Here is a 13,180-nt window from a genome sequence, read left to right as displayed (position 1 = left end):
CCGCTCGCGCGTTTGCGGCAACACAGCGGTCGCCTCATTATCAGGCCTGAAACTAGCCAGCGGAAGGTTAAGACGGCATTAACCATGCCGCCTTGCGCCCAACAAAAAAGAGGCCCGGCGTGAACCGGGCCCCTTTCAGGAGGGCAACCGGCGCAAATGCGCCGATTGCCGGGGTAAGTCCTGGGAGGACATTCTGTGCGCGGCTCTCTGGCCGCAAAGGTTCAACGGCCGTGAACGGCGATGAACTCCGGATAGGCTTCGACACCGACTTCCGCGAGGTCGAGGCCGTTCATCTCGTCTTCGGCGCTGACGCGCAGGCCAATGGTCGCCTTGAGGATCGCCCACACGATGAGCGAAGCAACCAGCGTGAAGACCGCATAGGCGACGATGCCGATGAACTGGACGCCGAAGCTGGCGTCGCTGTTGGTCAGCGGCACGGCAAGCGTGCCCCAGATACCGGCGATCAGGTGAACCGGAATGGCGCCCACCACGTCGTCGATCTTCAGCTTGTCGAGCATCGGCACGGCGAACACGACGATGATGCCGCCGATTGCACCGATGATGATGGCCATCAGCGGGCTCGGGGTCAGCGGCTCGGCGGTGATCGAGACCAGGCCGGCCAGCGCGCCGTTGAGCACGAAGGTGATGTCGACCTTCTTGTAGAGGATCTGCGTCAGGATCAGCGCGGCGACCACGCCGCCGGCAGCCGCAAGGTTCGTGTTGGCGAAGATGCGGCTGATGTCGGACACGTCGGAATTGGAGCCCATGGCAAGCTGCGATGCGCCGTTGAAGCCGAACCAGCCGAGCCACAGGATGAAGGTGCCGAGCGTTGCGAGCGCCATGTTGGAGCCCGGGATCGGGTTCACCTTGCCGTCGCTGTTGAACTTGCCATTACGGGCGCCAAGCAGGATGGCGCCGGCCAGGGCCGCCCAGCCACCGACCGAATGCACGAGTGTCGAGCCGGCGAAATCCTGGAAGCCCATGGCATCGAGCCAGCCGCCACCCCACTTCCACGAACCGGCAATCGGATAGATGAAGCCGGTCAGAACCACCACGAAGGCCAGGAAGGGCCAAAGCTTGATGCGCTCGGCAAGGGTACCGGAGACGATCGAGGCGGCCGTGGCGACGAACACCATCTGGAAGAACCAGTCGGAGGCCACCGAATAATCGCCTTCATTGGCCGTGCCGGCTGCGGGCCAGCTGTAACTGGTGAAGGAGCCGATATAGCCCGAGACATCGACATACATGAGGCCATAGCCGATCAGCCAGTACATGATGCCAGCGATGGCATAGAGCACCACGTTCTTCAAAAGCTGCATAGACACGTTCTTGGTGCGCACCATGCCGGCCTCGAGCATGGCGAAGCCCGCCGCCATCCACATGACCAGGAAGCCGCCGATCAGAAACAAGAGCGTGTTGAAGATGAAGGCCGTGTCAGCGGCCGTGGCGAACTCGGGAGCCGCTTCCGCGGTCTCCTGGGCAAGCGCGGGAAAGGTAAGGGCGGCAAGGGCAAGGCCGCCCAGCGCCAGCGGACGCGCGGCGCTTGTCAGAATACGGTAGTTCATGGGTTTCTCCATCGGATTTGCGTGCCGCCTAGAGCGCTTCGACGCCGGTTTCGCCGGTGCGGATACGCACCGCCCGGTCGAGCGCATGGACAAAGATCTTCCCGTCGCCGATCTGCCCGGTACGGGCGGCTTCGGCGATGGCCTCGACCGTCTGGTCGACCAGATCGTCGTCGACGGCGACTTCGATCTTCACCTTGGGGAGGAAGGTCACGGCATATTCGGCGCCGCGATAAATCTCGGTATGCCCTTTCTGTCGTCCGTAGCCCTTCACCTCCGTCACGGTAAGGCCCTGGATGCCGAGGCTGGTGAGCGCTTCGCGCACGGCTTCCAGTTTGAAGGGCTTGACGATAGCCATCACGATTTTCATGGCAGTTCACCTTTGTTTTTGCGGGGTCCCGCGGGTTGCCTGCATCGCCGGTCACCCGCAGGCGGACCGCGACTGCAAAGGAGAATCAAATGCCGTGCCAGTTGCGCAAAGCGCAGCTCAAAATACTGATTTAAAAGAAAAAAATTTTACGCCGAACAAAAATGCCGGGCATGGCCCGGCATTGAAATGCACAATAAATATGCAAAAAATACGATTTGCCTATTTTGTACGCACCCTCACGAGTCCCTCCTGCGCCACCGATGCAATGAGGGTTCCATCGCGCCCATAGAGACTGCCACGCGAGAAGCCGCGGGCACCCTGCGCGGAAGGGCTGTCCTGGGTGTAGAGGAGCCAGTCGTCGAGCTTGTGCGGGCGGTGAAACCACATGGCGTGATCAAGGCTCGCCATCTGGATATCGGGGTCGAAACCGGAGCGCCCATGGGCGAAGGTCGACGTATCGAGCAACGTCATGTCGGAGAGATAGGCAAGAACGGCCGCTTGCAGCGCCCGGTTTTCGGGCACCGGTCCCGTTGTCCGGATCCAGACATCCTGTCTCGGAGGCAGCTTCTCGCGGCTCGTATAGTGTTCGATCATGACGGGACGAACCTCGATGGGCCGTTCACGCGCCCAGTAGCGACGAATGCTTTCCGGAACCTGGTCGCCCAGCTCCTGCAGAAACTCGCGCTGCGTACGCAGGTGGTCGGGCGGCGTGACATCTTCAGGCATTGGAATCTGGTGGTCGAGACCCGGCTCCTCGCGTTGAAACGAAGCGGACAGCGAAAAGATCGCATGCCCATGCTGGATAGCCACCACCCGCCTTGTGGTGAAGCTACCGCCATCGCGGATGCGATCCACCTCATAGATGATGGGCACCGTGGGGTCGCCGGGACGCATGAAATAGCAATGCAGCGAGTGCACATGGCGTTCCGTTGCAACGGTCCGCTGCGCCGCCACCAGCGCCTGGCCGATCACCTGTCCGCCGAAAACCCGCTGCCAGGCCGATTGCGGGCTGCGACCACGAAACAGATTGTGTTCGAGTTGCTCAAGATCGAGTATGGCAAGCAGGTCCTGCATGGCCGACATGAAATTGCCCCTCCGGCGCCGATAATATGGTTGCTGAAGGTTTCCAAGATGAAGGTTGGCTTCAAGTCAAGGCAGCGACCCCGCAATCTTTCTGCAAGGCAGCTATCCGCCATCTTTGCAGAAATGCGGGAAACGGATGAAAAGTGGAGCAGACGGCAATGGCCAGGCGCACGAAAAGCGAAACCCGACGGACCGTGGATATACTGATTGCGGGGGCCGGTTATGTCGGCCTTGCAACGGCGGTCTCCATTTGCCGTGCCCAGCCCGGCCTCAAGGTCGCCCTCGTCGATGCCGCGCCCGAAGGCGTCTGGCAGCGCGATGGGCGCGCATCGGCCATCGCGGCCGCCGCATGCCGCATGCTGCAGCGCCTTGACTGCTGGAAGGAAATCGAGCCGGAAGCCCAGCCGATCACGGAGATGATCATTACCGACTCGCGCACTTCCGATCCCGTTCGCCCGGCCTTCCTCACCTTCGGCGGCGAGGCGGAGGAAGGCGAGCCCTTCGCGCATATGGTGATGAACCGGGTGCTGAACGGCGCACTCAGAACCCGCGCAGCCGAATGCGGTATCGAGATTATCGAGGGCGTTGCCGTGGAGGGCTTCGCCGATCTTGGCGGACATGTCGAAGCCCGCCTCGCCGACGGATCGACCTGCACGGCCCGGCTGCTGATCGCCGCGGACGGCGTTCGCTCACGCCTGCGTGATATGGCTGGTATCAAGACCGTGCATTGGGATTACGGTCAGTCCGGCATCGTGTGCACCGTCGCGCATGAGCGCCCCCACAATGGCCGCGCCGAAGAACACTTTCTGCCCGCCGGCCCCTTCGCGACGCTGCCCCTCAAGGGAAACCGCTCTTCCATCGTCTGGACGGAACGCACGGCGGATGCCGAACGGCTGGTAAAGGAAGACGATCTGATCTTCGAACAGGAACTGGAGTTGCGCTTCGGCCTGAAGCTCGGCGAAATCCGCGTCGACGGTCCCCGCCGGGCCTGGCCGCTCGGCCTGACGCTGGCGCGCGACTTCGTGAAACCGCGCTTCGCGCTGGCGGGCGACGCCGCCCACGGCATTCACCCGATCGCGGGCCAAGGCCTCAATCTGGGCTTCCGCGATGCCGCAGCCCTTGCAGAGGTGCTGGTTGAGGCTGACCGCCTGGGCGAGGATATAGGCGCGCTCAACGTGTTGCAGCGCTACGAGCGCTGGCGCCGTTTCGACACGGTGCAGATGGGCGTGACGACCGATGTTTTGAACCGGCTGTTCTCGAACGACATCACACCAGTTCGCGCACTCCGCGATTTTGGCCTGGGTCTGGTTGAACGAATGCCGGCCATGAAACGTTACTTCATCAAGCAGGCCTCGGGGCTGACTGCTGGGACACCCCGCCTGCTGCGCGGCGAGGCGATCTGAAGCATGATGCAGTCAGGTGGCATCATCTGACTTTCACATCAATGTGGAAGGCAGAACGACAGACGGAAGAACACATGCCACGCCAGAAACGGATTTCGATCATCAGAAGGAGAAGACCATGGCAATGAAACGGCATGCGAATGTTGTCTGGAAGGGGTCGCTGGTCGAAGGCGCGGGCTCTCTCGACACCCAGAGCGGCGCTCTTTCGGGCCTGCCTCTCGGCTTCAAGGCCCGCTTCGAGGATGAGAGCGGAAAGACCGGCACCAATCCCGAGGAGCTGATCGCGGGCGCCCATGCGGGCTGCTTCGCCATGCAGCTTTCCCATATGCTCGCTGGAAACGACACGCCGGCCGAAAAGCTCGACGTGCGCGCCGATGTCACCTTGCAGCCGGCAGCCGGCGGAGGCTTCGAGATCACGAAAAGCGCCCTGACCCTGGTAGGCAATGTTCCCGGCCTCGACGAAGCGAAATTCATCGAGATCGCCGAGAAGGCGAAAGCCTCATGCCCCGTCTCGAAGGCGCTGGGGGCCATCGAGGTGACGCTGGACGCCAAATACGGCTGACGACAGATTTGCGATGAAATGCCCGCGCCTGGCGCAACGGAAGGTCGCGCCAGGCATGCACTTCGCAACCAAAAACCGGTTGATGCGGCTAAAATCTCCTTACGAAACAAGTCGTTCGGGAGGAATGACATGCTGCACGCACACACCCCGAGAATCCTCAAAGACACGCTGCAAGGTTCAACACTGACCATCACCGACATTACGGCGGATGCGGCGCACCTCGAAGCGTTCGATCATCATGAACATGTCTGGCACGGCCGCGACGAAGCGCGTGAGCTGAATGCCATCGTCGCCATTCACAACACCGCCCTTGGCCCCGCTCTCGGTGGCACGCGCATGTGGCCGCACGAGAGCTTCGAGGCGGCTTTGACGGACGTCCTGCGCCTGTCTCGCGGCATGACCTACAAGGCTGCCGTCGCGGGCATGCATTTCGGCGGCGGCAAGGCGGTCATCATCGGCGATGCCAAGAAAGAAAAAACACCCGCCCTGCTTGAGGCCTATGCGGAAATGCTGGCCGCGCTTTCCGGTCAATATTACACGGCCGAGGATGTCGGCTTCACACTCGCCGACGCCGATTTCCTGCGTGCACGCACCGACAATGTGACCGGCACCACGCTGGGCGGCAGCGGCAATCCCTCCTCCGTCACCGCGCACGGGGTGTTCCTCGGCCTCAAGGCGGCGCTCCGTCATCGCGGTGTGAACGCATTGGAAGGTGTGACTATCGCCGTTCAGGGCCTTGGGTCCGTCGGCTGGACATTGTGCGAGAAACTCTACGCCGAGGGCGCAAAGCTCTTCGTGACGGATATCGACACCGCTCGCGTGGAAGAGGCATGCCGCAGCTTCCATGCCACCTCCGTCGCTCCCGGTGAAATCCTGTCGGCGCCTGCCGATGTTTTCGCGCCATGCGCCCTGGGCGGCGTACTTTCCGCCGAAACCATTCCCTCCCTGCATGCCGGGATCGTGGCCGGCGCCGCCAACAACCAGCTCGCGCGCCACGAGGACGCCCGCCTTCTCATGGAGCGCGGCATTCTCTATGCGCCTGACTATGTGATCAATGCCGGCGGCCTGCTGAATGTCGCGGCGGAACTGTCTCCCGGCGGTTACGACCGCGCCGCGACGATGGAGGAGGTTGCCCGCATTCCCGAAACGCTGACCGGAATTTTTCAGCGAGCCGAGGCAGACCGACGCCCTACCAACGACGTTGCGGCTGAAATCGCCGACGAGCGCATCGCCGCAGCACGGACTACTTGATCCGAAGCATGCTCCGGTCTTCTCCCGGACGGGGGAGGCCGGACAAACTATTTATTGATGCCCGTATAGGCAGCATTCCCCCAGACCTGCTTCACACGCACATCGCGCCCGCAGCCCTCGCGATAGCCATGATAGGCATCCGACTGCTTTACATAGCCAAAGCGGGTGAGAGTCCGATTCTCGCCCTTGTAATAGTTCTGATGGTAATCCTCCGCCGGCCAGAAGGGCACCTTGCCGAGGATCGGTGTCACGACCTTGCCGCCAAGTGCTGCATTGGCCTCCACCTTGGCCTTTTCAGCCGCTGCTTTCTGGGCGTCGTCGAGCGCGTAGACAGCCGTGGTGTAGGATTCGCCGCGATCACAGAATTGGCCGCCGGCATCCGTGGGATCGACCGAGCGGAAAAAGATTTCAAGCAGACGGTCGTAGCTGACCTTCGTGTCGTCGAAATCGATCTTCACCACCTCCCGATGGCCTCCGGAAGAATAGTTCCGGTAGGTGGGGTTCTCCGTCTTGCCACCGGCATAGCCCGAGATCGTGTCAAGCACGCCGGGTACCTTGTCGAAATCCGCCTCGACACACCAGAAGCACCCGCCGGCGAAAATCGCCGTCTGCTTGGCGGCAGACGCGGACTGCGGAAATCCTGCGAAGGCAAGAAAGGCGGCGGCCAGAAAGGCCGGGGAAATAATACGTCGCATTTAGGTCTCTCCCGTTGCTCGCAAGACCTACCGCGACGGTCGGCAAATTCAAATCAAGCCGCTACACGCTTGCGTGAGGAGAACTTGTCGAAGCAGAGAGAAAGGCCGCGCAGCCGGCTGCCCGGCTGCGGATGGTTGGCATGATATGGAACCGGGACCTGCCGCCCAGTGAAGAGCGGCAGGTAGCACCATTCTAGATCGGTTCACCGTTTCAGGAAAACCCTGAACCGAACTATCTCTTTGTTTTCCGCATTTACGCAGACGTCAGGTGATTCCACCTGACTGCAAAATGCTCTAGATGCGGCGTTCGACCATCATCTTCTTGATGTTGGCGATTGCCTTGGCAGGGTTCAGACCCTTCGGACATGCCTGCGTGCAGTTCATGATCGTGTGGCAGCGATACAGCCGGAAGGGATCTTCCAGATTATCGAGCCGCTCGCCCGTCGCCTCATCGCGGGAGTCGATCAGCCAACGATAGGCCTGAAGCAACACGGCAGGGCCGAGATAGCGTTCACCGTTCCACCAGTAGCTCGGACAGGAAGTCTGGCAACAGAAACACAGGATGCACTCGTAGAGGCCGTCGAGCTTGACCCGGTCCTCATGGCTTTGCTTCCACTCGGTGGCCGGTTCCGGCGTTACGGTCTGCAGCCAGGGCTCAATGGAGGAAAGCTGCGCGTACGGAACCGACAGGTCCGGCACCAGATCCTTCACCACCGGCATGTGCGGCAGTGGATAGATCTTCACCGTATCCTGCGTAACCTCGTCCATGCCCTTGGTGCAGGCGAGCGTATTGGTCCCGTCGATATTCATCGCACAGGAACCGCAAATGCCCTCACGGCAGGAGCGGCGGAAGGTCAGCGTCGGATCGATCTTGTTCTTGATGTAGATCAGCCCGTCGAGCACCATCGGCCCGCAATCGTCCATGTCGACATAATAGGTGTCGACGCGGGGATTCTCGCCATCGTCCGGCGACCAGCGGTAGATCTTGTACTCACGCAGGTTCTTGGCGCCCTCGGGCTTCGGCCAGACCTTGCCCTGCTTGACTTTGGAGTTCTTGGGAAGGGTAAGTTGAACCATGACGTCCTCGCCTCAGTAAACCCGCGCCTTGGGCGCGATCTTTGCGGGATCGATGCCGCCGTCCTCGGGCTTCAGCATCGGCTCGGTGTGCACCGGACGGTAGGTGAGCTTCACCTTGCCCTTGTCGTTCACATGCGAGAGCGTGTGGACACGCCATTTCTTGTCGTCGCGCTCGGTAAAGTCCTCGCGGGCGTGCGCACCGCGGCTCTCCTTGCGTGCTTCGGCCGAGTAGACGGTCGTGATGGCGTTGGTCATCAGATTTTCCAACTCCAGCGTCTCCATCAGATCCGAGTTCCAGATCAACGAACGGTCCGTGACCTTGATATCCGGCAGCTCGTTCCAGACCTCGGAAATGCGCTTGCAGCCCTGCTCCAGCGACTCCTGGGTGCGGAACACCGCGGCATCTTCCTGCATGGCACGCTGCATCTTCTCGCGCAGTGCTGCCGTCGGCGTGGAACCGTTGGCATAACGCAAGCGATCGAAGCGTTCCATGATCTTCTCGCAGGCCGCCTCGTTGATCGCCGGCACCGGCGCTTCGCGATCCACCACCTCGCCAGCGCGGATGGCCGCAGCGCGGCCGAACACAACCAGATCGATGAGCGAGTTGGAACCAAGACGGTTGGCGCCATGCACGGAAGCGCAGGCCGCCTCGCCCACAGCCATCAGGCCGGGAGCAACCGCATCCGGACTTTCCTTTGTCGGGTTCAGCACTTCGCCCCAGTAGTTGGTGGGAATGCCGCCCATATTGTAGTGCACGGTCGGCAGCACCGGGATCGGCTCTCGCGTCACGTCGACGCCGGCGAAGATCTTCGCCGATTCGGCGATACCGGGCAGGCGCTCGTGAATGACCGCCGGGTCCAGGTGGTCGAGATGCAGGAAGATGTGGTCCTTGTTCTTGCCGACGCCGCGGCCTTCGCGAATTTCCACGGTCATGCAGCGCGAAACCACGTCACGCGAGGCAAGGTCCTTCGCCGACGGCGCATAGCGCTCCATGAAGCGCTCGCCCTCGGCATTGACCAGATAACCGCCTTCGCCGCGCACACCCTCGGTGATGAGGCAGCCGGCACCATAGATGCCGGTCGGGTGGAACTGCACGAACTCCATGTCCTGCAGCGGCAGGCCAGCGCGGGCAACCATGCCGTTGCCATCGCCCGTGCAGGTATGTGCGGAGGTGCAGGAGAAATAGGCCCGGCCATAGCCGCCCGTCGCCAGCACCACCATCTTGGCGGCGAAGCGATGGATGGTGCCGTCCTCGAGGTTCCACGCCACAACACCGGTGCAAACACCGTCGGTCATGATCAGATCGAGGGCGAAATACTCAATGAAGAACTGTGCGTGGTTCTTCACCGACTGGCCGTAGAGCGTGTGCAGGATGGCATGGCCGGTACGGTCTGCCGCGGCGCATGTGCGCTGCACGGGTGGGCCGTCGCCGAAATTCTGCATGTGGCCGCCGAAGGGCCGCTGGTAGATCTTGCCTTCCTCGGTGCGCGAGAAGGGCACGCCATAATGCTCGAGCTCGTAGACAGCGGCCGGCGCCTCACGCGCGAGATATTCCATCGCGTCCACGTCACCGAGCCAGTCCGAGCCCTTAACCGTGTCGTAGAGATGCCACTGCCAATGGTCCGGACCCATGTTCTTCAACGAGGCGGCAATGCCGCCCTGCGCCGCCACCGTATGGGAACGGGTAGGAAAGACCTTGGTGATGCAGGCCGTCTTCAGGCCCTGTTCGGCCATGCCGAGCGTTGCGCGCAAACCGGCACCACCGGCACCGACGACAACGACATCAAACTTGTGGTCGACATAGGTATAGGCGTCTGCCGCCTTCTTTTCGTTTGCCTGTGCCATAACCGGGTTCAGCCTCCGAAGGCGATCTTGACGAGGGCGAAGAAGGAAACGACGCCCAGAATGAAAACGAATGAAATGTTGAGGAGCAGCAGAAGAACCTTCATGCCTTCCTTCTCGGCGTAATCCTCGATGATCATCTGCATGCCGAGCTTCATGTGATAGAGGATCGACAACAGCGCCAGCATCATGATGACGGTGATGACCGGATTGGCCAGAACGCCGCGGATTTCCTCGTAGGAGGCTCCGTTATAGGTAATCACGAAACCCACGAAGAAGATCACCAGCGGAATGTTGGCAAGCGCCGTCAGGCGCTGATGCCAGAAATGCCCGGTGCCTTCCTTGGCCGCTCCCATGCCGCGGGCGCGTTTCAGCGGTGTGCGCATGTCGCTCATGATCAGAACCCTCCGCGAACGGCGTAGCCGGCGATCCAGACGAGAACCGTGAGGATGACGGAAATGACGATCGAGGCCTTGGCCATTTTAGTTGACGTAGCCTTCTCAAGCGCCCTGCCGGTATCCCAGACAAGATGGCGCAGGCCGCCAATCATGTGGTGCAGCAGCGCCCAGGTGAAGCCGAACAGCACAAGTCGGCCGAACCACGACCCGTAAACGGCATTGACGAGATCGAAAGCTTCCTTGGAAGCGGCGGCGGCGGCCACCCAGACGACGAAAAGCACAATGCCGAAATAAAGCGCCCCACCGGTGATGCGGTGGATGATCGACATCAACATGGTCGGGATCAGGCGATAAATCTGCAGGTGTGGCGAAAGCGGCCTGGCGTGGATGCTCGTGGTTTTGCTCATGGCTACCCCAATTCGAAACCGGCGTGCGACGCGGGTGCCGCGATCACGACACTATACCCTGCCCGCGCCTTCCGGCTGTGGCTTTCTAATGCGCTTTTTGCGGTGCGTCAAAGCCGCAAAAGCGTTCCGGGACCTATATTTACCCCCTACATGAGAACTATGCATATAGGCCTTTGGTACTTCAAACGATTGAAGACCTTTGAACTTTGCGCAACTGTCCTTCTTCCTGTTTTCGCATGAAAAACGACATGTCGATCAAGCACCCCGGCGTTCGTGGCATTACCTGGAGCGACGCGCAGCCGGATGCCTGACTGATTCCCCGAAGGAATGCGCCCTGCTCTACCGTGTACAGGTGATCGGCTCTTTTCCGCTGACCATCCAGAGAGCATCGCGCCCGTCCAGAACCACTGCGTACAGCGCCTCGCCGAAACGTTCGGTCTGCCCCGGCGGGGCTGGCGGCAGATCCAGATCAATGCCGCGCGGACTATGAACACTCAACAGCGATCCTCGCCGCTCGAGCGTCATCTCCATTTCCTCTTCGCAGCGATAGGTGACCGGGCCCGAGAAGGCTGCAGCACCTGTCTTTTCCTGCCCCGGAGGCTGTCCGCCTTCTGTCGTGCATGCCGAAGTGAACAGCACCGCCGCGAGCGCCAGCACCGCCCCCGGCTTCAAGCCGATCGAGCGGTTTTGCCTGCGCACGCCTGGAACCGACATATCGGACTACCGCTCCTTGTCGTGCGCTTCTCCGGCGCCCTGCTCGAAACGGATGACGTGGCTCGTCCAGTCTGCAGGAGCAGCCACGGTTTCATATAATTTGCGGCCGTCTTCGGGTTGGCGCGGTGCATTGAAGGCGAGCCTTGTCCAGCCGCGCTCTTCCGCCTGATCGGCGATCACATCCACGAGCGCCTTGCCGATACCCTTGCGGCGATGCGCGTGGTGCACATAGAGATGGTCGACAAGCCCATACCGCATGCCCGAAACGGGATCCGGCAGGTCATAATAAACGGCGAAGCCGACAAGCTCGCCATCGAGCCGCGCACCGACGATCTCCGCCGCGCGATCCTGTAACAGGGTCTCGGCGTAATATTCGTCCGGCCTTCGCGGCGCACCGCGCTTAAGCGACTGGGTGTATGCGGCCAGAAGCGGCGCCAGAAGATGCGCATCTTTGAGACGCAGCGGTTGAATGTCGATCTGATGATTCTCGCCCATGCGTCACCCATCCTCGATATTAACCATGTCTGTCAATCGACATGTTCGGGCATCATGCTCCGCGTGACAAAGGTTAAGAAAGTCTTAATTTAGAGAAATCGAGGAGGCCACGAGGATTGTAAAGGAGCGATGGCGCGATGCCTTTGAAATCTCTGATCGTGGCGGCGGCGCTTGCCGCAGCAATGGCCGTGCCGGCTGCAGCCGGCGGGCTTACGGGTGAACGCGTCTATGCGGACGCCTATGGAAACCTGGTGATCCACAGTCGCACCGGTTACAAGCGCATCCTTGTCGGGCGCGGCTATATGGCGCAAGACTATGCAGGTCTTGGCGTAGAAAGCCCGCGCGTCGCCTATCTGGAGCGCCGCAATGGCGAGCTCTACGTGCGTCGCGGGCGCCCGTGCAGCGAGGGCGTTCTCATCAAGGGACGCAGCTATATGTACGGCCTGCCGGACGGCGTTCTGCCGGTCTTGACCGCTCCCTGCCGCTGACCGGGCACCCGATGCAGACCATCGAGGACACGCAGGCCGGACAAACAGACAGCCCGGCAAGGCGCGACAATAGGCAGCGCTTCCGCTGGAGAGGCGACGCAACCTTGATCGAAGCCGCCCTCGTCGGCGCGCTGATCGGCGCAACCGTCGTGCTTGGTATGTCACTGCGCGATCTTGTCGACCGTCGCGGTGGTCTCTGGCCTTCGGAGCCGACCCGGCCCGTGGCGGAAATCCCAGTGGAGAAGCCGGCAGAACTGTGCCGTCCTTCGACCGCATCCCGCCCGCTTCGGCTTGTACCGGGTTCAGGCCATGCAATGAAACTGTCTCTCGAGCAGGGCGGGAAGTTGATTGTCTCCGGCACGATCGAGCAGGGCGCGGCAGGCAGATTCCGCGACGAACTCGAAACCCGAGGCCGCACGATCGGCACGATTGTGCTCGATTCTCCCGGAGGCTCTCTGGGCGATGCAATGGCCATGGCCCGGCTCATCCGCGACCGTGGCCTTGCGACGCGGGTTAAAGCCGGCGGCACTTGCGCCTCGTCCTGTCCCCTGGTTCTGGCCGGCGGTGTGAAGCGAACGGTGGAAGTTGGCGCCTCCGTCAGCATCCATCAGTTTTACGCGACGCATGCGCAGGAGACCCCGGCGCAGGCCATGGCCGACGCCCAGCTTGTGACCGCGCGCATCTCCCGCCATCTCTCGACCATGGGCGTCGATCCGGCCCTGTGGCTGCACGCGCTCGACACGCCACCGCAGCGCCTCTACCGCCTCACGGGCGAGGAGTTGCAGGCCTACAGGCTGACGACCCGTCTCTAAATGTTCGCAGGCGGGCGGTTC

The 13,180-nt window shown here is 61.6% G+C and carries 15 protein-coding genes; 5 read left to right on the top strand and 10 right to left on the bottom strand.

The genetic code is table 11. The annotated features are described in order from the left end of the window. Positions 1-221: 221 nt before the first annotated feature. From NA8A_RS20485 to tesB, 3 genes are all read right to left on the bottom strand, one after another. On the bottom strand, positions 222-1,565 hold the full coding sequence (locus NA8A_RS20485; protein ID WP_009452314.1) for an ammonium transporter: 1,344 nt from the start codon (positions 1,563-1,565) through the stop codon (positions 222-224). 28 nt (positions 1,566-1,593) lie between these two features. Further along, positions 1,594-1,932 carry a P-II family nitrogen regulator gene (locus tag NA8A_RS20480; RefSeq protein WP_009452313.1) on the bottom strand — a complete coding sequence of 113 codons (339 nt, stop codon included), beginning with the start codon at positions 1,930-1,932 and terminating at the stop codon, positions 1,594-1,596. A gap of 219 nt (positions 1,933-2,151) precedes the next feature. Then, entirely contained in the window at positions 2,152-3,015 is an 864-nt protein-coding gene (gene tesB / locus NA8A_RS20475) for an acyl-CoA thioesterase II (protein WP_009452312.1), read from the bottom strand. Positions 3,016-3,173: 158 nt separating this feature from the next. Here tesB and NA8A_RS20470 point away from each other — a divergent pair, with 158 nt between their 5' ends. The 3 genes from NA8A_RS20470 (at position 3,174) to NA8A_RS20460 (ending at position 6,231) form a co-directional block, all read left to right on the top strand. Beyond that, positions 3,174-4,418 carry a ubiquinone biosynthesis hydroxylase gene (locus NA8A_RS20470; protein WP_009452310.1) on the top strand — a complete coding sequence of 415 codons (1,245 nt, stop codon included), beginning with the start codon at positions 3,174-3,176 and terminating at the stop codon, positions 4,416-4,418. Between the two features lie 124 nt (positions 4,419-4,542). Next, the gene (locus NA8A_RS20465; protein WP_009452309.1) at positions 4,543-4,980 is read left to right on the top strand and encodes an OsmC family protein; all 438 of its coding nucleotides are present in this window, start codon (positions 4,543-4,545) and stop codon (positions 4,978-4,980) included. Positions 4,981-5,109: 129 nt separating this feature from the next. Then, entirely contained in the window at positions 5,110-6,231 is a 1,122-nt protein-coding gene (locus NA8A_RS20460; RefSeq protein ID WP_009452308.1) for a Glu/Leu/Phe/Val family dehydrogenase, read from the top strand. A gap of 47 nt (positions 6,232-6,278) precedes the next feature. Here the strand turns inward: NA8A_RS20460 and msrA are convergent, their stop codons facing one another. The 7 genes from msrA to NA8A_RS20425 all read right to left on the bottom strand — a co-directional run bounded on the left by msrA (position 6,279) and on the right by NA8A_RS20425 (position 11,859). Then, entirely contained in the window at positions 6,279-6,926 is a 648-nt protein-coding gene (msrA, locus tag NA8A_RS20455; protein WP_009452307.1) for a peptide-methionine (S)-S-oxide reductase MsrA, read from the bottom strand. A gap of 294 nt (positions 6,927-7,220) precedes the next feature. Continuing rightward, positions 7,221-8,003: a succinate dehydrogenase iron-sulfur subunit gene (locus NA8A_RS20450; protein ID WP_009452306.1), complete on the bottom strand. Its 783-nt coding sequence runs from the start codon at positions 8,001-8,003 to the stop codon at positions 7,221-7,223. Positions 8,004-8,015: 12 nt separating this feature from the next. Further along, the gene (gene sdhA / locus NA8A_RS20445; RefSeq protein WP_009452305.1) at positions 8,016-9,848 is read right to left on the bottom strand and encodes a succinate dehydrogenase flavoprotein subunit; all 1,833 of its coding nucleotides are present in this window, start codon (positions 9,846-9,848) and stop codon (positions 8,016-8,018) included. Positions 9,849-9,856: 8 nt separating this feature from the next. Beyond that, positions 9,857-10,240 carry a succinate dehydrogenase, hydrophobic membrane anchor protein gene (gene sdhD, locus NA8A_RS20440; RefSeq protein WP_009452304.1) on the bottom strand — a complete coding sequence of 128 codons (384 nt, stop codon included), beginning with the start codon at positions 10,238-10,240 and terminating at the stop codon, positions 9,857-9,859. 2 nt (positions 10,241-10,242) lie between these two features. Next, positions 10,243-10,650, bottom strand: coding sequence for a succinate dehydrogenase, cytochrome b556 subunit (gene sdhC / locus NA8A_RS20435; RefSeq protein ID WP_009452303.1), 408 nt, complete (start codon positions 10,648-10,650; stop codon positions 10,243-10,245). 339 nt (positions 10,651-10,989) lie between these two features. After that, positions 10,990-11,364, bottom strand: a complete 375-nt coding sequence (locus tag NA8A_RS25315; RefSeq protein ID WP_009452302.1) for a hypothetical protein — start codon at positions 11,362-11,364, stop codon at positions 10,990-10,992. A 6-nt stretch (positions 11,365-11,370) separates the two neighbouring features. Continuing rightward, a complete protein-coding gene (locus NA8A_RS20425; protein ID WP_009452301.1) occupies positions 11,371-11,859 on the bottom strand; it encodes a GNAT family N-acetyltransferase in 489 nt (162 codons plus the stop codon). A gap of 137 nt (positions 11,860-11,996) precedes the next feature. Between NA8A_RS20425 and NA8A_RS20420 the strand changes: the two genes are divergently transcribed. Together NA8A_RS20420 and NA8A_RS20415 are read left to right on the top strand one after the other, a co-directional pair. Beyond that, positions 11,997-12,347 carry a hypothetical protein gene (locus NA8A_RS20420; protein ID WP_009452300.1) on the top strand — a complete coding sequence of 117 codons (351 nt, stop codon included), beginning with the start codon at positions 11,997-11,999 and terminating at the stop codon, positions 12,345-12,347. Between the two features lie 11 nt (positions 12,348-12,358). Continuing rightward, positions 12,359-13,159 carry a COG3904 family protein gene (locus NA8A_RS20415; RefSeq protein ID WP_009452299.1) on the top strand — a complete coding sequence of 267 codons (801 nt, stop codon included), beginning with the start codon at positions 12,359-12,361 and terminating at the stop codon, positions 13,157-13,159. The last annotated feature ends 21 nt before the right edge of the window (positions 13,160-13,180 follow it).

It is taken from the genome of Nitratireductor indicus C115 (assembly GCF_000300515.1).
GTDB lineage: Bacteria > Pseudomonadota > Alphaproteobacteria > Rhizobiales > Rhizobiaceae > Nitratireductor > Nitratireductor indicus.
This window is presented reverse-complemented; position numbering and strand designations above follow the sequence as displayed.